The sequence below is a fragment of the Qipengyuania proteolytica genome (assembly GCF_019711565.1).
Classification (GTDB): Bacteria; Pseudomonadota; Alphaproteobacteria; order Sphingomonadales; family Sphingomonadaceae; genus Qipengyuania; species Qipengyuania proteolytica.
Window position 1 is genome coordinate 1 of record NZ_JAIGNN010000001.1, and the last position, 22925, is coordinate 22925.

Below are 22925 nucleotides of genomic sequence, written 5' to 3' on the forward strand. Positions count from 1 at the left end.
GGGACCGTCCACCGCATCAAGGTGAAGATGGCCAATGCGGCATAAACAAGAGCGTCAGGGTTCGGTGCCTCTTCTGGGCACCATTTGTTCTTCTCACGTTCTCCCAAATAATCTATAAAACCCGCAGAAATCCTGGGGATTTGGCCCTTGGATCGTTCCGGATCGTCCCGCCTGTTCTTGGGGGTTCCAGACACTTTTGTGGGCCTTTTGAGGCCGTTTCGCAAAGGCCCAGATGAAAAGGCCCCCACATGCCGCTAACAGATACTCGCCTCCGCGCACTCAAGCCCAAGGATAAGCCGTACAAGGTAACCGATGAGCGCGGCCTATATGTTGAGGTCACGCCGACCGGCGGCAAACTTTGGCGATTCCGATACCGGATCGGCGGCGCGCAAAAGAAGCTCTGCATCGGCAGCTATCCAGACATCAGTCTCAAGCAAGCGCGAGACGAAGCCTACGAGGCACGACGAGCTGTTGCTTCAGGGGGCGACCCGGCCTTTGAGAAGCGGAAGCGGAAAATCCGCGCCGAGTTCCTTTCTGCACAGACGTTCGAGGCAGTCGCACGTGAGTATATTGAACAGATGATGGTCCAGAATGGCCGTGCCGATGGCACGATCGTCAAGGCCAATTATTTCCTCGACAAGCTTGCGCCTGCCATCGGGAACCGACCCATCAACGAGATCGAGCCGTTCGAAGTCCTGGCTCCCCTCAAACGGCTGGAAGCCACCGGTAAGCACGAGACTGCGAAGAAATGCCGCTCGTTCGCAGGCCGCGTGTTTCGCTACGGTGTTGCTACCACCCGCTGCAAATCCGATCCGACCAGTATGCTGAAGGGCGCTCTCGTAACGCCGAGAGCCACGCATTATGCAGCAATCCTCGAGCCCACCGAGCTAGGCGGGCTGCTGCGCGCAATCGACGACTTCACTGGCTACATGGTGACGAAGTTAGCATTGCAGATAGCGCCGCATGTGTTCGTACGCCCCGGCGAACTCCGGCACGCCGAATGGCATGAGATCGACCTCGTCGATGGGGTCTGGAAGATCCCTGCCGGTAAAATGAAAGCGCGCCGAGCGCATGCCGTCCCGCTTTCCAAGCAGGTTAGAGGCTATCTCACTGATCTGGCCGAGATGCTCGGCCGCGAAGGATATGTTTTCCCATCTGCGCGCAGCTCCAAGCGTCCCATGAGTGAAAACACGCTCAATGCCGCATTCCGTCGCATGGGATACTCGAAAGAAGAAGTCACCGCGCACGGACTCCGTGCGACAGCATCGACATTCCTGAACGAGTCGGGACTTTGGAATCCGGATGCAATCGAGCGTGCCCTGGCACATGGCGACAGCAATGTTGTGCGTGGCATCTACCATCGCGGCAAGCATTGGGACGAGCGCGTGCGCATGGCTCAATGGTGGAGCGACTACCTCGATGAGCTGCGGACAGGAGGAAAGGTCATCATGGGGAAGTTTGCGAAGGGTTGATCGGGAGATCGAATTTCTTCTCAGCCAATGCAGGATTGAAGGCTCAGGTTCAGCCCTATCAGGGACACTGACGCCAGCACGGCGAACTCAATTCTGATGCCCCAGATCCGAAGCCAATTCCGCATCGTGCCGAGCCTCAGTTCGTAGAGCTTTGGCAGCTAAGTTGATCGAAGCGCTCAGCAACAGTCTTCCACGTTGCTATGCCTGCCTCGTCCTCTTCGTTGGATAGCCGCTGGATTTGCTGCGCGATATAAGCGGTTCCCTCTTCGCCATGGTTCTTTTCGACCCAGAGTGCGACGGCCCACAATTCCTGATCGCGGTTCAGCACCATGGCTCACGTCTCCCGGTCCAGGTCCGCGCCAGCCCTTCGCTGACCAGCTGATCGCCAAGCGAGCGGCCGCCGCGCGTTACAACCCGCAATTTGCGACCGTACTGATCCTCATCTCTGCTCCCGATAGTCCTCAGTTCAAAGGGCCCGTCATTGAGCAATTCGACAAGGCGGTACGTCGCACGCATGCCGAGCTGGTATTCATAGTCGCAACGAGGCTCGCTAATCTCGGGAGTGTCGATGTCGGCAATGCGGATCTTCACGCCATCAAGCCAGAAAGTATCTCCATCCACGACGCATGTGCGCCGGATGGATCCGCAGATGTCGAATTGCGGGGAGCTCGCTTGCTGGAATAAAGCCTGAGGCTGCTGATCGTCGTTAGCAAGGCTGGCATCATGGACTGGCCAGTTGAGTGCCAGCACCCCTCCAGCAAATACGATCGCGAATGCTCCCAAACCCAATGCGATCTCCTTTCTCAGCTTCCGGCGTTTTTGTGCTTTCAACGCCTTGCGAAAGTCGAACGGCTCACCGGGGGTCTCATTCACTAGCGTTGTCCGTCTTCATTCCGGCACATGATTTCAGACAATAGCTGGAAATCAGGCAGTTTCGTCAATTGTACGTACCAATTGCTTGCCAACGTCCCAACACGGACCGGACATATTGCGGTGTTTCACCGTTGCTGGGAATGCCGCGTGATCGGGAGACGGCACCTGGGCCCGCATTGTAAGCAGCCAAGGCCAGGTGGACCGCGTCGAACCGGTCCAACATATCGCGAAGGTACCTGGCGCCACCGTCGATCGATGCAAGAGGGTCATGACGGTTCCGGACGCCCAGTTCTCGCGCCGTGGCCGGCATAAGCTGCGCCAGCCCGGCAGCACCGGCTGGACTCACAGCCATCGGATTGAAGCGGGACTCAGCCCAGATAAGAGCCCGAAGCAGGTTGGTCGGAAGCCCGTAACGGCGCTCAGCCTTGGCTATCGCCGCCATATACAGTCCTTCCCGGTAGGATACATTTGCTGGCTCGGCCTGGTAGATTGCAGGCAGATATTCCCTTGCCGGCTGCTGGTCCGTCTTCGGCGGAACGATCGCGTGCTCGAACAAGGTGAAATCCTGGGCGCGCACTTGCTGAGAGGAGGTCGCGATCATCCCCAGGCAGGCAACCGCTAACGCGGTCAGACGATTGAGAGAGGTCATCTCGATTAGTGCTCCATTGATTCGAATCGCAATGGAACATAAATAGAACATACTCCTGTAGGAAACCTGTGAATGCCTGCCTTCGGGAGAGAAGAGGAACGCTGATGAGGGGGCCACTTTGCATGCCGAGGAGCTCGCATGTCCTTGTCTGTCCAAACTCATCCCAACCAGTCGCTTGCCGAGACCGCCCGTCGCATCTGCGAATTGCGAGGGGGCAAATGGTCCGGCACAAAGGGCATGGCCTGTTGCCCTGCGCATGATGACCGCACGCCGTCACTCGGTGTGTCGCTCGGCCGACAGGCCATCCTCTTTCACTGTTTCGCGGGATGCGATCAGCAGAGCGTGCTGGCTGCTCTGGCGCGTGAAGGTTTCGAGGCACCGGCGCTTTTTTCAGGTTCTGCGACCACCAACGAACCCGGATCGACCAGCACCCGCAAACCCTCGGCGGCAGCGCTGAGGATCTGGCGCGATGCACAGCCACTGCGTGCCAGTCCGGCAAAGGCTTATCTGGAGAGCCGCGGCATCCTCGCCGCATCTCCGGCTCTTCGCTTCCATCCACGAACGCCGCTTGGTCCGAAGGGACGCACCCGCTTTTTGCCGGCCATGATTGCGGCGGTCAGCCTCGACGAGGGGCCGATCGCCGTCCATCGCACGTTCCTTTCGGGCAATGCCAAGGCCGAATTCGACAAACCGAAGCGCGCGCTCGGCGCGCTCGGTGAAGCTGCTGTTCGCCTGCTAGCTCCGGCCTCCGGCAAGCTCGGACTTGCCGAGGGCATCGAAAGCGCGATGTCGGCCTATGCTCTTACCGGCATCCCCGTCTGGGCAACCCTGGGCAATGAGCGCTTTGGCCTCGTCAGCGTGCCTGAGAGCGTGACCGAGCTTCACCTCTTCGTCGATCACGATGCTGGCGGCGAGCTGGCCGCGTCGCGTGGCCTGGCCGCTTATGCCCGCGAAGGGAGGGCGATCCACGTTCGCAAACCATCCTCACGCGACACCGACTGGAACGATGAACTTACAGCATGGCTGCGCCGCAAAGCGGCGCGGTAGAGGAGAGAGGGCTTCTCGAATTCCTGATCCGGCAGAGGGCGTGTCCCGATGCCCCATCAGGAGGACGAATTGCCATGTTTCAATCAGACCTGTTTCCCGCCGGCGAGCAGTTGCCGTCCATGCCCTTGGCCTATGCCATTGGCACCCGAGTTGCCGCGCTTCTTGCTTCGGGTCGTCATCTTACCCGTACCGACATTTCCGGGCTGTTCGCCGAAGAGACCGGTGTTCTGGACTGGGGAGGTGCCTGGACGATCGACGACTACAACAGCGCGGTCGAAATCGGCGCACTACTCTGGCTTCGAGAGTCCCCACGGATCGATCTGGCGACGAATGTACACGAAGCCGAAGCGCGGTTCGACTGGCTCGAAGCAGCCTTGCCGCCGCGGCACGTTCGCAGCGAAGCACAGGTCGAGCTCCAGCAGTTCTCGACTCCGCCAATGCTGGCCTGGCTGATGGCGAAGGCCGCAGCTGTCTGCGCGCAAGACACGCTCCTGGAACCGTCCGCAGGCAATGGTGCCCTTGCTCTCTGGGGTTGCCTCCAGAATGCTTCGCTGCTCCTCAACGAGATCGATTCGGCAAGACGAGACGGTCTGGCCCACGTCTTCCCCACGGCCACCATCACTTCGCATGACGGGGAACTGATCGCCGACTTGCTTCGCGGCCCTGTTCCGTCTGCCGTGCTGATGAACCCGCCGTTCGCTCACAGCCTGGAACGCGGCAAGGACGGTGAGACCGCTATGCGTCACCTACGTGGTGCAATCCGGGCCGCTGCTAATCGGGCGAGGATCGTCGCCATTATGCCTGAAGGCTTCGACGCCTTCACCTTCGCCAAGGAACAGGACGAAGCATCGCTGCTCCTCGATGTTCGCCTGCAGCAGATGTTTCGCCGGACAGGGACGGGGATCGCTGTTCGCCTGGTTGTGTTCGACAAGACGCCGACTGCGTCCTCGCCTGCGATCACCGGAGATACTGCCGACCTCATCTCGCTCCACGAGCTTATCACTGCGCTTCCGCCCCGCGTACAGACCTCCGCCAACATCCATCGCCTGCCGCTCGGCAAGCCAGTGCGCCTCGTTGGCAAGACTTCTGCCCAAAGCGCGCCGGTGCGGCCGGTGGCGCCGTTCGCCGCGACACCAGCAGCCACGGCGAATGCGATCGACCTTGCCTATTCGGTCCTCGCCGACGCCGCGCCTGTGCCCGAACAGGCAGGCATCTACCTGCCTTACCGGCCCAGCCGCATCGCCTTCGAAGATGCTCCGGTCCATCCCACCCCGCTCGTGGAATCGGTCGCCATGGGTTCGGTCGCGGCACCGCAGCCCGATGTTTGCCCGCGCCTTCCCGCATGTTGGCAGGCCGATGGCCTGCTGTCCGAAGCGCAATGCGAGACACTGGTCTACGCTGCCCAGGCATTTGCGCGCGATCTTCCGGGTCAGTTCAAGGTGAGCCAGGAAGACACCTCGCTAGAACTCTCCGAGGACGGACACTCCTACCGCCAAGGCTTCTTCCTCGGCGACGGAACCGGAGCGGGCAAAGGACGGCAGATCGCCGCGGTCATCATGGATCGCTGGCTCGCAAGCGAGCGCAAACATGTCTGGATCACCAAGAACGAGGCGCTGCTCGAAGATGCACGCCGCGACTGGGAAGCGCTTGGCGGGCTGCCGCTCGATCTCCAGCCGCTCTCGCGCTGGAAACTCGGCCACCCCGTGACGATGTCCGAAGGCATTCTCTTCGTCACCTATCCGACGCTGCGCTCGGGACGCGCCGAGGATACGCGGCTCGAACAAATCCTTGCCTGGGCGGGCGAGGATTTCGACGGCGTGATCGCTTTCGACGAAGCCCATGCGATGGCTAATGCGCTCGGGGGCTCTTCAATCCGCGGCAAGGTCAAGGGCTCCGAACAAGGGATGGCGGGCCTCAGGCTGCAGAATCATCTCCCGCGCGCTCGCGTGCTCTACGCGTCTGCCACTGGCGCTTCGGATATCGCCAACCTCGGTTACACCTCCCGGCTCGGCCTGTGGGGACCCGAGACCGCTTTCCCGACCCACGAAGCCTTCATGACCGAGATCCGCGCGGGCGGCGTCGCGGCGATGGAGCTCGTCGCCCGCGACCTTAAGGCCCAGGGACTCTACCTTGCCCGTGCGCTGTCCTTCGCCGGGGTGGAGTACGAGATCCTCGAACATAGCCTGACCGACGCACAGGTTCGGATCTACGATGCCTATGCCGATGCCTGGGCGATCATTCACCGCAACCTCGAAGCTGCGCTGGAAGCAACCCGCGTGGTCGACGAGGACAGCGGTGACACGCTCAACCGCAATGCCAAGGCTGCGGCGCTATCGATCTTCGAAGGCACCAAGCAGCGCTTCTTTGCCCAGCTCCTGCTTTCGATGAAATTGCCGAGCCTGATCCCCGCGATGGAAGTAGCGCTTGGCGAAGAGCATTCGGTTGTCGTGCAGCTGGTTTCGACCGCCGAGGCCATGCTCGACCGGCGCCTTGCCGACCTTACCGTGGAAGAACGCGAAGCTCTCGATATCGATCTGTCCCCGCGTGAATACGTCATCGACTATCTTGCGAAGAGCTTCCCGGTACGATTGATGCAGGTCTTCGCCGACGACGACGGCAATCTTCGCTCCGAGGCGATGAGCGACGGAGAGGGCAATCCCGTTTTCTGCCCGCGCGCCATGGCTGCGCGCGATGCGCTGATCGAACAGCTCTGCGCACTGCCGCCCATCGCCACTGCGCTCGATGCGATTATCGAGCACTTTGGAACCGACGCCGTCGCCGAAGTCACGGGCCGGACCCGGAGGCTGGTCCAGGGCCGCGATGGTGAGCAGCGCCTCGAACGGCGTAGCCCCAGCGCCAATGTTGCCGAAGCCCAAAGCTTCATGGAAGGAACCAAGCGCATCCTGGTGTTCTCGGACGCGGGCGGCACGGGGCGTTCCTACCATGCCGACCTTGGCTGCCGGAACCAGCAGCGCCGGGTTCACTTCCTGCTCGAGCCGGGATGGCGCGCCGACAACGCGATCCAGGGTCTCGGTCGTACGAACCGCACCAACCAGGCCTCGGCTCCGCTGTTCCGGCCGACAACCACCGATGTGAAGGGCGAGCGCCGGTTCATATCCACCATTGCGCGAAGGCTCGATGCCCTTGGCGCGCTGACCCGCGGCCAGCGCCAGACCGGCGGGCAGAACCTGTTCGACCCCGCCGACAATCTCGAAAGCGACTATGCGCGCGACGCGCTCAGCCGCTGGTTCCAGCTGCTCTATGACGGCAAGCTCGAAGCGACCACATTCGGCAACTTCGTCGAGCGCACCGGCCTCCGGCTCGAAAACCCCGATGGCGGGCTGACCGACAATCTCCCCACGATCCAGCGCTGGCTGAACCGCATCCTCGCGCTGCCGATCGCGCTCCAGAACGCCATATTCGACGAATATCTCGGCCTCGTCGAAGCGCGGATCGAAGCCGCGCGCGAGGCCGGAACGCTCGACCAGGGACTGGAAACCGTCAGGGTCGATCGCTTCACGGTCCTCTCCGATCAACTCCTGCGCACCGATCCCGTGACCGGAGCAGAAACACGTCTCGTCTCGCTCGAAGTGACAAGGCATCTTCGGCCTCTGCGCTTCCAGCGCCTCGTTCGGATGCACGAGATGGGCAGCCCGCACGCAATCCCGATGCGCAATACGCGCTCGGGCAAGGTCGCGCTGTCGGTTCCAGCCCGGCGTCTTATTGCTGACGACGGGGAAGTCATCGAACGTCGGCGCCTGCTGCGACCGCTCAAGTCCGCGAATTGGACGCTTGAGGCACTCGGTGAAAGCCACTGGGAAGAAATTGGCGTCACTGCGTTCACCAGCGCCTGGCGGACCGAGGAAGAAGAGGCGGCCAAATCACCGGTCACCGAGCGCGTCCATCTCGCCACCGGACTGCTGCTTCCGGTCTGGAAGCGCCTCCCCGGCGATCATGTTCGGGTTACCCGGCTCGTTGCCGAGGACGGCCAGTCGATTATCGGCCGCGAAGTGCTCGATATCGATCTCGCTGCGATCGCTGAGACCTTTGGCCTCTCCGGAGTTACCGGTCCGGCGCCGGACCAGATCGGTGAGCTCGTCATCGCCAGCGGCAAGCCGCTGGGCCTCGCAAGCCACGATGCCTTGACCGTCAAGCGATCGCTGGTCGGCGGCGAACAGCGCCTTGAACTGACCGGGTTCTCGCCCGATCGGCTCGACTGGTACAAGGGCAGAGGCTGCTTCACCGAGATCATCCGCTACCGCACGCGCCTGTTCGTCCCGGTGTCGAATGCCTCGTCGGTTCTCCCCGCGCTTGCCGCCTGATCCCTCGGGCAGACCCCAATCTCAGAATGAGAGTGGAGGGAGCCCTTTGGGCTTGTGGGCCTCGTGATCCTCACCTGCGCCTTCATTCCATCAGGAGAACACCCATGATCCAGTCGATTCCCTTGAAGAAGCTCGTCCCGAGCCCGCGCAACGTTCGCAAGTCGAGCGACGTACTGGCCGACCTTCAACTGCGGGCAGACATCGCCGCGCGCGGCCTGCTGCAGAACCTCGTCGTGCGCAAAGGAAAGCGCGGCAAGTTCGAGGTCGAGGCCGGCGGTCGCCGGCTCGCTGCACTGCAGGCGCTGGCCGAAGATGGCGCCTTGCCCGAGAACCACGAGGCCACGTGCCTCGTCATCGAAGGCGAAGAAAGCGAAGTGCGCGAAGCCAGCCTTGCCGAGAATTTCCAGCGTCTCGCAATGAACCCGGCCGACGAGGCGCAGGCCTTTGCTTCCATCATCGAGGCGGGGGCTACCCCCGAAGACGTGGCGCGCCGCTTCGGCCTCACCGTCCGCTTCGTCGAAGGACGCCTGCGTTTGGCAAGTCTCGCACCCTGCGTCTTCCAAGCACTCGCCGAAGCCTCGATCACGCTCGACATGGCCAAGGCCTACGGCGCGATTTCCGACGTGGAGCGCCAGGCGCATGTCTATGCCGAGCTGCAGGACGCCTGGTACCAGGTCACGCCCGACACGATCCGCCGCATGGTGCTCGATGCCACGGTGCGTGGTTCCGATCCGCGTGCCGTGCTTGTCGGACGCGATGCCTACCTCGTCGCAGGCGGCCGGATCGAGCGCGAACTGTTCGACGATGATGCCAGCGAGAGCTGGATCGATGTCGCGCTGCTCGAGGACCTCGCACACAAGGCCATGGCAGAAGCCGCAGAAAAGGTCGCGATTGAATTCGGCCTGGCATGGGTGCGCCCAACACTTGGCAACTACGTCAGCCATGACCTTGTCGAAGGCCTGGGTCGCTTGCCTTGCGAGCCTGCACCGATGACCGAAATGGAAGCGCAGGAGCTGGGGGAACTCGAAGCCGATTACGACCGTGTCGCCGCCATTCTTGAAGACGAGGACAGCGACGAAGATGAAGTGGCCAAGGCCGAAGAGGAACTCGTGGCGATCAATCGTGCCATGCGAGACCTCACCGATCGTCCGCCGGTGCTGGCCGATGGACTCAAAGCCGAAGCCGGTGCCTTCCTAGTCCTCTCGCGCAATGGCGAGCCTTCGCTTGTTCCGCAGTTCTACACCGAGACCGAAGTCATCGCTGACGAAGGTGTGGTCGAAGCAATCGAGGACAGCGGAACCGCGAAGCCCAAGGGCAGCTCTCTCTCCCAGCGCTTGCTCGACGAGCTCGCAATGCAACGCCGCGACATCCTGGCAATCCATCTCGCCAATGACCCGGCACTGGCGCTCGACTTCATGGTCTTCACGCTCGCCGATGCCGATGGGCATGACTGGCGCGCCAAGAAAGCGTCGACTCTCGCCGGCTCGGTCGCGTCCGGCCCGGTCACCGGGTTCGAGGCCAAGGATGCCCCGGCAAGTGCTGCTATGGCCGAGTTCGCAGGATCGCTCGATGAAAGCTGGCGTGCTGGCGAAGACGACGTCGAGCGGTTTGCGAGGTTCCGGGCTTTGTCTGACGAGGCGCGCTCGGCTTGGCTTGGCCACGTGGTCTCTCGCACGCTTGTCGCGAGCCTTGCCTGCGAAGGCGAGCGCTCGGTGCCGCTGCACGAGGCGCTCGGCTCACTGCTCGACATCGAGACCGCGCATTGGTGGCGTCCCACGGCGGCCAACTACTTCGATCGTGTGGCCAAAGCCCGCACGCTCGAGGCGCTCGATGCTGCGGGTGGTCCGGAACTGGTCAGTCGCTATGCGGCCTCGAAGAAGGCCGAACTGGCGAGCGCTGCCGAGCGCATCTTCTCGGGCAACTTCATTGGCGAGGCCGATATCAAGGAGCGGGCACAGGCCTGGGTGCCTTCGATCATGCGGTTCACTGATGCTGACGTTCCAGCCGATGTCGAGGAAGCTGCGTCGGTTGATGACCTCGCCGACGAAACGGTCAGCGGCCAGGTGGCCGATGAGATTGCCGAGCAGGCTGCCTGACCCCTCCTGACAGGTCCAGGTCACTCGGCGGGCGGTCCGTCCCACTTGGGACGGGCCGCCTTTTTTATATCAAATTTGGGGCCAGCAACGGACGGTCCGCTCTTTGCTCGTCAGTCAGCCGAACCGGACCGCCTTAAAGCTCATTGTTGCCATCTGCTTTTCGATAGCGTCACGGAGCCGCCGCCGTATGCGGACGGAGATAACAGCAGGGACTTTGAGGCCTTGAAAGAATTTGGCGTGTCATTCATAGATTTCGATCATGTCGATTTCGGGCGTCGAGCCTCCAACCATGTCGCAAAGCTCGTTGGGGACCTGTCTGAGAAGATAGGGGCGGGCATTCATGGCTGTTGCGGCAGGCGAAACCACTTATACTCACGGCAAAGTCCCTTGCACAGCTCAGGGGCTAATCTGGTCCGCTGACGAACTCGATAGTGCACTGGCAGATCGCGTCTCGGACATTGTGTTCGATGAGGACGGAAAAGCCGACATTGAAGCGATCTTAAGCGGGCTCGCCGAGACGGAATTCGCTCAGGATGGCCTGCGGGACATACTCGCAGAGCCCGACGAAATTGAAGATTGGCGTGTCGGCGAAGCCATTGCCGAGGCGTATCTGACCGATCATCGCGATTGCGAATTCCCTTGGCCGGATTCTCGTGATGAGCGCAAGAGTGGCTCCAGTCTTCCTGGAGCTGACTTGGTAGGTTTTCGGACCGATGATGATGGTGATGTTCTTGCTTTCGGCGAAGTCAAGACATCTACCGAAGACAAGCATCCGCCTGGCGCGATGTACGGTCGCACTGGTTTGAAGCAGCAGCTCGAAGACCTTCGTGATCGTGACGACATTCGCGATGACCTTCTCAGGTATCTTTGCCACCGTGCCAACGCCGCGCCTTGGCGTCCGCGCTTTGAGGCCGCGAGCCGTCGATACTTACAGAACAAGTCGGATGTGCAGCTCTATGGCGTCCTCATCCGAGATGTGGATGCCCACGTTGATGATGTGCGGGTCCGCGTTGTGAAGCTAGGAAAGGATTGTCCAGAGGGGACGCGCATCGAGTTGATCGCGCTTTATCTGCCGAAAGGGCGTATCGAAGGTCTAGGGACGGCCTTGATTGCGCAGCGGAAGGTAGGCGAGGCATGAGTCTATCTGCCGAAGCCTTTGCATCCTTGGGAAACCACTGGGCCGTTAGTGCCATTGGCGAAGAAGCACTGGAGCGTGCTGATCGGCTCGTTAACGAGCGGCTTGCCTATCGCGCAGTGGGGACACAAATCACCTTCTCCTTCGCGGTTGAGAAGGATGACGAACCGTTCCTTGAGCGGATCGCTCTCGCATACGAAATGGCTGCTATTGAAGGGCTGGACGAACTTAGCCGTCCGGCGGGCGAAAACCGTGTTTTGCGCGACCAAGCCATATCAGCCTCTTACAAGGCGTTCGAAATCCGCCGTTTGATGCCCGTGCCAAAGGAGGCGAATGACCGCCTTTTTTTCGTGCTTCAACTTTCTGCGCTCGCCTACTGCGGTGACCGCTGGTCCGATTTACGTCGCTGGTACAAGGACAACGACGCGGCACTGTCCGCTCCGAGCGTGGCCGACGTTCAATGGGATCGCCGTTTGCTCTATCGATTGTTCCATTGCTGGGTCCGCTTGTTCCGCAAGAATGGCTGGGATGATCTTGACCGAATTCGTGAGATTATTGCTGGGCTCCGCGACGATCAGAAACGGTTCGAAGCGGGACGTTTGAAGAACGGTTCCGAGGCAGAAGACCGTTCGATCGCACTGCGTCTCGCTGCGCTTTACCATTGGGCCAAGGGCACCGAAATTGTCGCCCATTATATGCTCCAAGGGGAACCCGTGAATCCGTTTGCGGGGCTCGACAAACATTTTGATGCGGCCATCAAGGCTGCCGTCGCTTCGAGTGACGCGCAGCATGAGATCGTGCTGCGCTGGTTACACGCGACCGCCCGTATCATGGTGACAAATTCGCTTTGGTGGGCGACCCGCACGGTCAACTCCAAGACCTCGAAGTTCGTTCATTCGCTGACCCATCGAGGGCATCAGGCAATGTTCGAGCTCTTGCCACCTCAACGCGCTGCCTTGCTCGAGAAGGGGCTACTCGATCAGGCGAAGACTGCAATCGTGGTTGATATGCCGACATCGGGCGGCAAGACGCTGCTTGCCCAGTTCAGAATGTTGCAAGCACTCAACCAGTTCAATGCGGACGATGGTTGGGTCGCCTATGTGGCCCCCACGCGCGCGCTTTCTGCCCAGATCACGCGGCGCTTGCGTAAGGACTTCGAGCCTATCGGTTTGCGGGTCGAACAGCTTACCGCAGCGATTGAAGTCGATGCCTTTGAAGAGGAGCTTCTCTCCGATACCCAGCAACCGTTCCACGTTCTCGTTGCCACTCCCGAGAAGCTCTCCCTCCTGATAAGAAACAAGAAGGTCTTGCGACCGCTTGCGCTTGTCGTGATGGACGAAGCGCACAACATCGAGTCAGAGGGACGCGGTCTTCGCATCGAGCTCTTGCTGGCGACTGTCAAACGAGATTGTCCGACAGCCAATTTCCTGATGCTCATGCCCTTCGTTGACGGGGCGGACACTATAGCCCGATGGCTCGCACAAGATATCAACGCAGGTCAGGCAATCAGTTTCGGGACGACAGCCTGGAAGCCCAATGAGAGGATCATCGGCCTTTATCGTGCCGTCGAAGACAATAGCGAAAGGGCTGGCTGGCACCTCGAATTCGAGACCTTGACGGCCACGCCCAAAGCGATGCCGTTGCATGGTGAGCATCGTGTCGGCAGTGTGAAGCCGATCAATGTTCCCAAGAGCAAGGTTCTAAGCAAGGGCGAGCAAAAGGGCTTGGCACTCCAAACCGCTGCGATGGGCACCATCATGTCAGCGCGGGGCACCAGTGTCACCGTCGCCAATAACATCCCGACGGTGTGGACGATGGCCCGAGAGGCGGCGGAGAGTCTGGCGGCTTTCCAAGCGGTTCCCGATGATATCCGCCTCGTTCAAGACTTCCTGCGCAGTGAGATCAGTCCCGACTTCCAGCTCGTAAGCTTGCTGGAGCGCGGTGTTGGTGTTCACCATGCAGGACTGTCTGATGATGTCCGCGCCTTAATGGAATGGCTCGCCGAAAACGGCAGCCTGAGAATGCTCTGCGCCACCACAACGATCGCCCAGGGCATCAATTTTCCTGTCTCTTCTGTTTTCCTACAGACCCATAAGTACCCGTACGGGCATGAGATGGCCCCGAGGGAATTCTGGAACCTTGCAGGGCGCGCGGGACGGATCGGCCATGATAGCGTCGGCGTCGTCGGTCTTGCCGAGGGCTCGGAACCTGACGCCCTCAAATCTTTTGTGAGCCGCAATACCGGAGCTCTTGTCTCACGTTTGGTGACGCTGATTGATGACTTGGCGGCTCAAGGGCAGCTCAATGAACTCTCCGATGTGTTGTGGCAGGATCAATGGGAAGATTTTCGCTGCTACGTCGCCCATCTTTGGGCTGAAAAGAAGAATCTCGACGACGTTCTGGCCGACACCGAACAGCTATTGCGGCAGACTTATGGCTACACCACGATGCGCAATGACCCGGCGCAACGTGAAAAGGCAGATGCCCTTCTTGATGCCACCAAGACATATGCGAGAAAGCTTGCCGACAATCCCGGATATGCAGAACTTGCGGACTCGACAGGCTTCTCACCCGAAGGTGTCGCCCGTGCGATGTCAGGAATGGCGGGCCTAGAAGATCGGCTCACTCCGTCAGACTGGACGCCTGATAGTCTATTCGGTGACGGCGGAAAGATTGCAGATCTGTTCGGCGTTATGCTCAAGGTTCCGCAACTGAGGGAGCCACTCGACGAAATCGGCGGCGACGGCTTCGACCAGACGAGATTGTCAGACATCACGCGCGACTGGGTGAATGGGAAAGGCATCGACGCCATTGCCAAGGAATACTTTACGCGTGCCCGTGATGATGAATCGGGAACCGCTGCAATCACGGACGCTTGCAAAGCGATCTACCGCGCGATCGTGAATAACGGGACTTGGGGTGTTTCTGCCCTCAGCCGTGTTTCGGGCATGGATTTCGACGCACTTTCCGATGCCGAGCGCCGCCGTATCAATGCTCTCCCTGCCATGATCTATCACGGTGTTCGCACCGAAGAGGCCGTCTTGATGCGCATGAATGCCGCACCGAGAAGCGCGGCAGAAGCGCTTGGCGACCTCTACAAAAATGTGACTGCCGGGGACGAGAGCAGTTTCTCAGTTGGCAAGGCAAGAGGCTTTCTCAAACAGCTCGGATCAAAGGACTGGGCTAGAGCGAGACCCGAAAGCGCACCGCTAAGCGGCGATGGCTACAAGCGCGTATGGGAGGTGTTGTCAGGGGAGGCTGAGTAAGACGGTCAGCATCGCGGATGAGATTAGCGTACCTATTCGACCGAATTATTCATCTATCTCTTCAACGTCTGCTTCAAGCAATTGAGACCATCCCTGCGTATGTCTTGGATTAGGGCGCATAACGGCCATCATTGAAGGAGAGAGGAGGGAGCTTTGCTTTTCCTGAGCCGGGGCATTTCCGTTCGTCCCGGCGATCAGGAGAACTCCCATGACCAAGTCCCGCCGCACTGCTTCGATATCGCCGGCTCAGCGTATCACCGCCGCCATCATCGGAAAGCTCGAGCAAGGCACCAAGCCCTGGATCAAGCCGTGGCGCGGTGTGCCGGTTTCGCGGCCGTTGCGCTCCTGCGGAACGCCCTATCGCGGCATGAACACTTTCTGGTTGTGGATGGTGGCCGATGGCTGCGGCTACGCTTCGCCTTACTGGATGACCTATCGCCAGTGTCAGGCGCTCGGCGGACAGGTCCGCAAGGGTGAGAAATCGACCATCGCGATTTTCTACAAGAGCTACACCAAGGAGGTCGAGAACGCCGAAGGCGAAGCTGACATCAAAAGCCGGCGCGTGCTTAAGGCCTACGCCGTGTTCAACGCCGACCAGTGCGATGGCCTCCCTGCATTCTACCATCCCAAGCCGCTGGTTGCCGCGCTTGAGCCCGAAGGACGTGAAGAGCGGCTCGATGCTTTCTTCGCCCACATCGGCGCAGAGCTGCGCCACCATGGCGCGCAGGCCTACTATGAGCCGCTGCGCGACCGGGTCACCATGCCGCCAGCCGAACTCTTCGACGCCTACGACCACTACTACGCGACGCTCGCACACGAGCTGTCGCACTGGACGGGGCATTCCTCGCGGCTCGACCGCGATCTCAAGAACCGCTTCGGTAGCGACGCCTATGCTGCCGAAGAATTGATCGCCGAGCTTTCCTCGGCCATTCTCGGGGCCGAACTGGGCCTTCCCGTTACCCACCTTGACCATCACGCGAGCTACATCGCGTCCTGGCTCAAGATCCTCAAATCGGACGAGCGCGCGATCCTCACAGCTGCGGCCAAGGCCGAGGAAGCGGCCGGCCTGCTGCTTGGACTGGGCGGATACCAATCAAGCGAAGGCGAGACCGATGTCGATCTCGCTGATGCAGCCTGAGGAGCAGTGAGATGGGACGTTCCGTCAGCTATCCAACTGGCTCCGTGGTTGCCTTTCGCCTGCTTGATGACGGCGAAGACGAAGATGTCGACTGGGCATACGAGTGCCTAGTCGACGAGATCATCGATACCGCGAAAGCGGCCTTTCCTTCCTTTGAACGCTTCGAAGGATGGCGCGGCCGCGAAGATCGTATCCTCTTACGCAACGCCTTCGCCGATTGCGGTATTTCGACCTATTGCGGCCTTGCCGCGATCTGGCTCGTCGAGCGCGACGATGCCCGGTACTGGGAGGCCGATTTCTACACCCCACGAACTGCAAGAGCACGGCACTGGCTTGGACAGGTGTCAGGAAAGTTCATCGACCTGTATGGTGAGCTGCGCCTGGTCGGGCGGTTCTCGAATGGTGAAGCGATCTTCGAGCGCTCCCGATCCACCTGCGACACCGGGTCCTGATCCTGCCTCGTCCCTGACCGCCGGGAGAGGCCCTTGGGCCGGTCGGGGCACGCCGCAACCTGCGGCCCGTCGGCCCGTGTTGCCCGCGCCAGCCTAGGGCCGCAGGTTTCCCGCTACGCGGTGCGTCACGCCCCTTGTCCCGGCCCTGATCGGGCTCCGGCGGACAAGGCCGAGGCAATGGTGCCTCCTCTCCTTGTCCGCACGATCAGGAGACACCCCATGTACGACAGCTTCATCGATCAATTGAGCGGCCTTGACCTTTCAGGCCTCAGCATCAGGCCAGCTCCCTTCAACGAAACCGATTTTCCCTGCGAGGACGCGATCGAGCAGACGCTTGGCGCCGTATGGTCCGACCTCTTCGCGATGTTTTCCGACACGGCACTGGAAGCTGATGCCGAGGACATTGCCTGGGGCGTGGTCAATCTCTTTCACCGTGCCGCCAGCCGGAAGTCCGCTCACCTCGACCGGGCCAGCGACGAGATCCGGGTCCTCCTCGCATCAGCCGATGGCTCCGAAGTGCACTCGAGCAATCTGGAAGAGCAGGTCGAACGTGCACAGGCCGCCGAAGCCAGCATGTTGGCCTTCGAGCAGATGCGCGAGGCTGCGGCAGCGCTCTACCGCGACGAGACCGGTTCCTCGTGGAAGCCCGTTTCCGGCTCGCGCACGAGCCATTCGCGAAACCTCACATCGGCCGTGATCGATGCCCGCGATTTCCTTCGCGCACGCGCTGAGAACCGCCGTCACGCCCTTATCCCGGAGGGAACTCCAATCGTCTTCGCCGGTGGTCGACAAAGCTTTGAGAGCGCCCAGGATGCGCGTGTCTACGCCGACAATATCTGGGCGACGCTCGACAAGGTTCGCGATGTGGTTCCCGATCTCTTCCTGGTCCATGGCGGCGACGGCAAGGGAGCCGATCGCCTGGCAGCGAGTTGGGCTGAACGCCGCGAAGTGCAGCAACTGACCTACTCGCTTGATCGTCGGCTTGGTGCTCGCGCCGGGTTCAAGCGCAACGAGCAAATGCTTTCGCTCAATCCGCGCTATGTCGTCGCCTTTCCGGGCAATGGCGTGACCGAACGGCTCGTGATCGATGCCAAGGCACGCCGGATCACCGTGGTCGATCGCCGCGGCCTCTTGGGCACCTCTCCCGGGTCCTGAGGGGGCCTTTACAAATTGCAACTGCATTGCCCGGATGTGCATTCGGCGCAGACCCGACTATGGACCGGTCATGCAACTTGACGATCTGCTGCAGCGGTACTTTGCCACCACCGACCTCTCCGGGGTTGCCCCCGACACGTTGTCAGCTGGCATCGAGCATTGCCGGGTCGATCTCGGCCTCGAGGAGGACCGGGGCAAGCGCTTTGCACTGTGGTCGTTCCTGCACATGTTCGGGTCCGCCCCCGATCTCGATGTGGCGTTCGAAAACGAGGAAGACCGGGAAGCAGCCCGCAACTTCATGGATCTACTGGCGGCATCGCAAGGCGATGGAGCAGGCTGATTGCAGTAGGGTCTTGGCACCTTCAGACCCGCACCCGATACTCATCCGGCTTTCTTCGCGAACAGTCCTGAACCAGGTCAGCTGAGGACAGCAACCCGTTCCTTTCCGGCCGTGTGGTCGCGCTTCGCGCGCCTGCCCGCACCACTCGTCATGAACAGGTTTCCCTTGGAGCTTCGCTCCTGCGGTGCAGTCCTCCCATGCCCTGCTTCTTCTGGATGTTCGCAAGCCGGAGATGGTCTCCGGTTTGAGGAACCGAAGGACTTACACCATGACCAATATCGCAATCCTCACCGGCCGCATCGCTCGCGATCCGGATACCCGCGAGACCAAGGGCGGCACCAATATCACCGGGATCACCGTCGTCACCGATCGCCCCGCACGCGACAAGGACGGCAAGACCTACAAGGACGAGAACGGCTACACCGCCAAGGAAAGCGAGTTCCACCGGGTGACCTGCTTCAACGGCCTCGCCAAGACCGTCGGGCAGTATTGCTCCAAGGGCCAGCTGGTATCGGTCCAGGGCCGCATCCACTACACCCAGTGGGAGGACAAGGACGGGGTCACGCGCTACGGCACCGAAATCCTCGCCGACAAGGTCGACTTCCTCTCTCGCGGTAGTGGTTCCGGCGACGACAACGACAACACCGACGCTCCCGATATCGACTGACATCGATGCCGGTCGTCCCCCTTTCGAAGAGGCTCTGCCGCAAGCGGCAGGGCCTCTTCTTCTGTGGTTACTGGGTTCCCGGCGCAGCATTCGAAGCACGGGTTGCAGCGCGCCCGATCAGCTTCTCGATCGCGGCATCCTCGCTGAGTTTCCCGAGTTCTTCGGCAACCTTCCTCAGGCCCTTCTTCGAGAAGCTCTCGAGGCCGCTTCCCAGGATGATTTCTCCGAGTTCTCTGGCCGCTTGTACTTCGAGCTCGCGCTGTTTGGCGTCGAGCGCCTCGCGGTCTGCTTCGAGCTTTTGCAGGGCTGCAATCGCGCTCCTGTTTCGGGGCATGTGTCTTGTCCTTTCGTCCCCCTCGGATCTGCTCCCCGATTGCTTCCATGCCCGGGACATCGGGGTGTAGGAAAGGCAATTCGCACCCAGCAGGCGTTCGATATTGGGGCGGAGGTGGTGGGTCCTGGCTCACGGTTCTCCCAGCATGATGGCCTTGCGCCTCCCGCCTCAAGGACGGCGGGGCCCCACCATTTTGCCCGCCACCGGATTGCATCCGGCAGCGAACAAAATCGTTACCCCCACCGCCGCTATCGCGGTCGCCCAGCCGGGCGATCCCTGACCCGGGATGCACAAGACCATCGCGCGCACCTCCTGTCGTCTCACGACAGAAATCAGGAGGATTATCATGGCCTATTCAATGCATTGCGCCCTTCCGTCCCGGAGTTATTTCGAGGCTCTGGAAACAGCCGAGAAGAGAGCGCTGCACAGCTTCTTCGATCAGCACGTTATCGAGGATGACGAACTCGGGTATTTTGCCCTCGACGAGGGTGACTACAACATCTTGCCAGCGCATCTCGCAGCGCGGGTGGTCCACACGGTCCATGGCGGCATGCTCGACGAATTCTGAGACTACCGACAGGGCGGGAACCGGGAACGGTTCCTGCCCTTTTTTCTTGTTCACCGGCTAGTCTAACCAAGGACAAGAACCCTGTTCGGTCGGTTGCTCTGACGGCCGCCCACCGCAGTGCGGCGGCGCCCGATAAATGGAGCGGGGCTGTGGACGCACTCTGTCCCGCGCATCTTGCGATGCGCTCCTAAGGGTGCGACGTGATTTGTTCTTGGGCCCCGCGCGCACTTGCGAACCGGCACCGGGTCGGGCGGCGGGAAGCTTGGGCACGCGACATGTTCCGCTTGTCTTGCTTCCCACGCGCCCTTGGCCGCTGCCTCTTTCGCAGGTGCTGTCATTGGCTGGAGGCATCGAACTGCTTTCTATCTGCATGCGATCAGGCGCCAGGCCCGGTTGCTCGCGCTCCAACGTGGAGATCGGAAAAGGTCGTCCTTGATCAATCCCGCTTATTGCCTGGACCACGTCGCGCACCTGGGAACAAAGGAGCACACCCTACCCCGCGATTTCGGGATTTATCTCTCTGTTATTGCTGAAGAATGTGGTTTTGGGCGGAATCAACCCGTCTGCGAGTAGAGCGGCTTTGCGCTGATCCGCAAACAACTCACATCCATCTATCACTATGAAATATTGTCCGAATCTTTCGATTGACTGCGAGTTGTTCACGATTTATTCTCATCGGCACCTTCCGCAAGGTGAGCCAGGTTCCGTCGGCCCGACAAGGAACCTGTTTCATGACCCGACAAGATCGGCTTCAGACATTCGTATCTCTCTCCGTTGGTAACTGGGTTCGCCAGTGTGCCGCGGACCATGGTGTCAGTGTCAGCGTCTTTATCCGTGACCTCATAGTCGCAGCCTGGCAGCGCAATAACGAGGCGAAGGACCGGCCCGCAGGGCTCGATCCCGCGCGCCAGGCGATCTTCATTTCGGTTGCGCTCGATGCGCTTCTGGCCAGCCATTCTGACGCGAGTTTGCGCGACCGTACTCACGAGGCGTACCGGCGACGCCTCGAGCGTCTTGGCCTCCCCGTCAACGCGAGCATGGGAGGCCATTCCCATGAAGCATAATCTCCTGAACTTCACCCGCGGGAGCCAGCTGCTTGGCCACTTCGGTTTCATGTTTGCAGCCGGCCTGAAGGGTCCTTTGATTGTCACCGGTCTGGTTGCCGTCGGCACCTGCTACTGGGAAGTGAGGTCGGCTCTGAGCGATCACCAGATCTACCTGGTCTGGATGCACATCTACGCCAGTCTCTATGCCTTCATGGAGTTCGATCCGGCAAAGCTGGTCAACCTCGAACTGCTAGACGGCGAAAGGGTCGGCCTCCCGTTTGGCATCGTTCGCGAGTTCCCGCCGATGCGCGAGGCGGTCGAGGCGTTTCGTACGGCAGTGAAGCAGGGATTGCTGGTCTCGGCGGTACTGCTGATCCCTGCCTTCGTGTTTTTCTGGTGGTTCGCCGAGCGCTTTGGCGGGCGGTCGAAGGAGCGCAAGCACGAGCGCGGTGCAATGCTTGTTTCGCTCGACGAACTCGAAGAAGAAATCGAGCGTCATAACAAGGCATTCCGGGCCGAAGAACTGGGGCGCAAGTTCGGCTGGAAGTGGCGGCTTGCGAGCTCATCGGCGCTGGCCGAAGCGGGCCATTACCAACCCGCACATCTCGCCGGTGTAAGCTGGCCGTGGCGGCTCGAGCAGAGCCACGCCATGCTTATAGGCACAACCGGAACCGGCAAGACCGTGGCGCTCACCGAACTTGTTGCCGAAGCACGTGAACGCGGCCAGCGCGCGGTCATTTTCGACCTCACAGGGGCATTCATTGAAGCCTTTTACGATCCCGCGCGCGACATCATTCTCAATCCTGTCGATGTTCGGTGTCCGTTGTGGAGCGTGTTCAACGACTGCACGACGGAAGCTGAGTTTCATGCCGCAGCTGAAGCGCTCGTGCCCCATGACGGGGGTGGTTCCGAACAGTTCTGGGTGCTCGCGGCGCGCATGCTGTTCGTCGAGATGTGTCTCCATCTTGCCCGCACCGGCACAGCGACCAACGAGGCCTTGGCACGGCAGCTGATGACCGCTGATCTGTCCGAAGTGCATAAGCTGATGCGCGGCACCATGGCCGATCCGCTGACCGCTCCGGAAGCGGCCCGCATGGCGGAATCGATCCGCGCAGTGTTCAATGCGAATGCGAAAGTGCTCAAGCTTTTGCCGTCATCCGGACCGCGTTTTTCGGTCCGCGACTGGGTCAAAGGAGACTGTCAGGCGGGCTCGATCCTGTTCCTCTCTGCCCGCTATGTCGACATGAGCATCTCCTCGCAGTTGCTGACGCTGTGGCTCGACACGGCGATGAATACGCTCATGACGCTCGAGCGTACACAGGACCTGCGGATGTGGTATCTGATCGACGAACTAGGCGCCCTTCACCGACTGCCGGCGCTTGAAAAGGGACTGCAAACGGCGCGCAACTTCGGCGGTGCGATCGTCACCGGGGTGCATGCGTTTGCCAAGCTCAAGGAAGTCTACGGTGAGAACATGGCCATGACATTGTCCTCGCTTGCGCGCACCAAGCTCATCCTGGCGACGGCCGATCGCGAAACGGCGACCTGGTGCTCCGATTTCATCGGTCACCGGCAGGTACGCGACATGGAAGAAGGCTACAGCTACGGGTACAACAATGCGCGCGATGCAGTCAGCCTGACGCCCAGGCGGCAGATCGAGCCGTTGCTCCTGCCCGACCAGTTCATGAACCTTCCGCGGCTGTCGGCCTACATCAAGTTTCCCGACGGATTCCCCGCTGCGCCGGTCTCGCTCATTCCGTGCACGCGTGGCCGTATTGCCGAAGGTTTCATCGCCCGCGAGAAACCGCTCATAAAGCCTGGCCAGGGTCCGGCGGCGACGACGCCCCAAAGAATTCCGGGTCCGAAAGCGAGGGACGAGCATCCCGCCTCGAACGACGACGGTGCCGGTAAACCTGTCGATACAAAGCAGCTCAAACTCGATCTGGAGGGGCAGCGCCGTGTCGCCGATGAACCGCAAGATCGACAGGAGCCTGTGCCGCTTGAAAAGCTGAATGCAGGGCGCGCTGCTGGTGATCTTGGTGCCGAAACCCGCTCCGATGCTCATCGGGATGCGGGACTATCGCTACCTCTCGCCGCTGTGCAAACCGGCGAGGATGCACCAACGGTGGGCGCGGAACAGCATCCGTCCGAACCAGGGGCCGCCGGCGATGAGGCAGGTGAAAAGGGCGGTTCGGCGCCAAGAGGCCGTGCGGCGGATAACGGGCGTCAGCCTCTCACCCCGGTCGAAAAAGACCTGCGTGAAGGTGCGGTCGCAGATCCTCCGGAAAAGGATTTCGGCGAGTTCGAGCCCGACATGTGAAAGGCAAATGGGGAGGGATCACTCGGCCGCGAGGGGAGCCGTGAC

The 22925-nt window shown here is 60.9% G+C and carries 18 protein-coding genes; 14 read left to right on the forward strand and 4 right to left on the reverse strand.

Annotated features, from left to right (window positions below; genetic code table 11):
* Positions 1 to 248 precede the first annotated feature (248 nt).
* Positions 249 to 1472 carry a tyrosine-type recombinase/integrase gene (locus K3172_RS00005; protein WP_221586444.1) on the forward strand — a complete coding sequence of 408 codons (1224 nt, stop codon included), beginning with the start codon at positions 249 to 251 and terminating at the stop codon, positions 1470 to 1472.
* 136 nt (positions 1473 to 1608) lie between these two features.
* Here the strand turns inward: K3172_RS00005 and K3172_RS00010 are convergent, their stop codons facing one another.
* From K3172_RS00010 to K3172_RS00020, 3 genes are all read right to left on the reverse strand, one after another.
* Positions 1609 to 1803, reverse strand: coding sequence for a DUF6961 family protein (locus K3172_RS00010; RefSeq protein WP_221586446.1), 195 nt, complete (start codon positions 1801 to 1803; stop codon positions 1609 to 1611).
* Positions 1794 to 2345, reverse strand: a complete 552-nt coding sequence (locus K3172_RS15400) for a thermonuclease family protein (protein ID WP_345725556.1) — start codon at positions 2343 to 2345, stop codon at positions 1794 to 1796. The genes K3172_RS00010 and K3172_RS15400 overlap by 10 nt, the downstream gene beginning before the upstream one ends.
* A 64-nt stretch (positions 2346 to 2409) precedes the next feature.
* Positions 2410 to 2994 carry a lytic transglycosylase domain-containing protein gene (locus tag K3172_RS00020; RefSeq protein WP_221586447.1) on the reverse strand — a complete coding sequence of 195 codons (585 nt, stop codon included), beginning with the start codon at positions 2992 to 2994 and terminating at the stop codon, positions 2410 to 2412.
* A 138-nt stretch (positions 2995 to 3132) separates the two neighbouring features.
* Here K3172_RS00020 and K3172_RS00025 point away from each other — a divergent pair, with 138 nt between their 5' ends.
* The 10 genes from K3172_RS00025 to K3172_RS00070 all read left to right on the forward strand — a co-directional run bounded on the left by K3172_RS00025 (position 3133) and on the right by K3172_RS00070 (position 18612).
* Positions 3133 to 4041, forward strand: coding sequence for a DUF7146 domain-containing protein (locus K3172_RS00025; protein WP_221586448.1), 909 nt, complete (start codon positions 3133 to 3135; stop codon positions 4039 to 4041).
* A 74-nt stretch (positions 4042 to 4115) separates the two neighbouring features.
* The gene (locus K3172_RS00030) at positions 4116 to 8363 is read left to right on the forward strand and encodes a strawberry notch family protein (RefSeq protein ID WP_221586450.1); all 4248 of its coding nucleotides are present in this window, start codon (positions 4116 to 4118) and stop codon (positions 8361 to 8363) included.
* A gap of 104 nt (positions 8364 to 8467) precedes the next feature.
* Positions 8468 to 10459 carry a ParB/RepB/Spo0J family partition protein gene (locus K3172_RS00035; protein WP_221586451.1) on the forward strand — a complete coding sequence of 664 codons (1992 nt, stop codon included), beginning with the start codon at positions 8468 to 8470 and terminating at the stop codon, positions 10457 to 10459.
* A gap of 340 nt (positions 10460 to 10799) precedes the next feature.
* On the forward strand, positions 10800 to 11597 hold the full coding sequence (locus K3172_RS15405) for a hypothetical protein (RefSeq protein ID WP_247717874.1): 798 nt from the start codon (positions 10800 to 10802) through the stop codon (positions 11595 to 11597).
* Entirely contained in the window at positions 11594 to 14860 is a 3267-nt protein-coding gene (locus K3172_RS00045; protein WP_221586453.1) for a DEAD/DEAH box helicase, read from the forward strand. Before K3172_RS15405 ends, K3172_RS00045 begins: the two co-directional genes overlap by 4 nt.
* 208 nt (positions 14861 to 15068) lie before the next feature.
* Complete coding sequence (locus K3172_RS00050; protein ID WP_221586454.1) at positions 15069 to 15998, forward strand: ArdC family protein; 930 nt, start codon at positions 15069 to 15071, stop codon at positions 15996 to 15998.
* A gap of 11 nt (positions 15999 to 16009) precedes the next feature.
* Entirely contained in the window at positions 16010 to 16450 is a 441-nt protein-coding gene (locus tag K3172_RS00055; RefSeq protein WP_221586455.1) for a hypothetical protein, read from the forward strand.
* 219 nt (positions 16451 to 16669) lie between these two features.
* Positions 16670 to 17605 carry a DUF2493 domain-containing protein gene (locus K3172_RS00060; protein WP_221586456.1) on the forward strand — a complete coding sequence of 312 codons (936 nt, stop codon included), beginning with the start codon at positions 16670 to 16672 and terminating at the stop codon, positions 17603 to 17605.
* 70 nt (positions 17606 to 17675) lie between these two features.
* Entirely contained in the window at positions 17676 to 17945 is a 270-nt protein-coding gene (locus K3172_RS00065) for a hypothetical protein (protein ID WP_221586457.1), read from the forward strand.
* 268 nt (positions 17946 to 18213) lie between these two features.
* Entirely contained in the window at positions 18214 to 18612 is a 399-nt protein-coding gene (locus K3172_RS00070; protein WP_221586458.1) for a single-stranded DNA-binding protein, read from the forward strand.
* Positions 18613 to 18679: 67 nt separating this feature from the next.
* Here the strand turns inward: K3172_RS00070 and K3172_RS00075 are convergent, their stop codons facing one another.
* The gene (locus tag K3172_RS00075; protein WP_221586459.1) at positions 18680 to 18946 is read right to left on the reverse strand and encodes a DUF6437 family protein; all 267 of its coding nucleotides are present in this window, start codon (positions 18944 to 18946) and stop codon (positions 18680 to 18682) included.
* Positions 18947 to 19292: 346 nt separating this feature from the next.
* Here K3172_RS00075 and K3172_RS00080 point away from each other — a divergent pair, with 346 nt between their 5' ends.
* The 3 genes from K3172_RS00080 to K3172_RS00090 all read left to right on the forward strand — a co-directional run bounded on the left by K3172_RS00080 (position 19293) and on the right by K3172_RS00090 (position 22880).
* Positions 19293 to 19514 carry a hypothetical protein gene (locus tag K3172_RS00080; protein ID WP_050599527.1) on the forward strand — a complete coding sequence of 74 codons (222 nt, stop codon included), beginning with the start codon at positions 19293 to 19295 and terminating at the stop codon, positions 19512 to 19514.
* Between the two features lie 731 nt (positions 19515 to 20245).
* On the forward strand, positions 20246 to 20578 hold the full coding sequence (locus tag K3172_RS00085) for a hypothetical protein (protein ID WP_221586460.1): 333 nt from the start codon (positions 20246 to 20248) through the stop codon (positions 20576 to 20578).
* Entirely contained in the window at positions 20568 to 22880 is a 2313-nt protein-coding gene (locus tag K3172_RS00090) for a type IV secretion system DNA-binding domain-containing protein (protein ID WP_221586461.1), read from the forward strand. The genes K3172_RS00085 and K3172_RS00090 overlap by 11 nt, the downstream gene beginning before the upstream one ends.
* Positions 22881 to 22925: the final 45 nt, after the last annotated feature.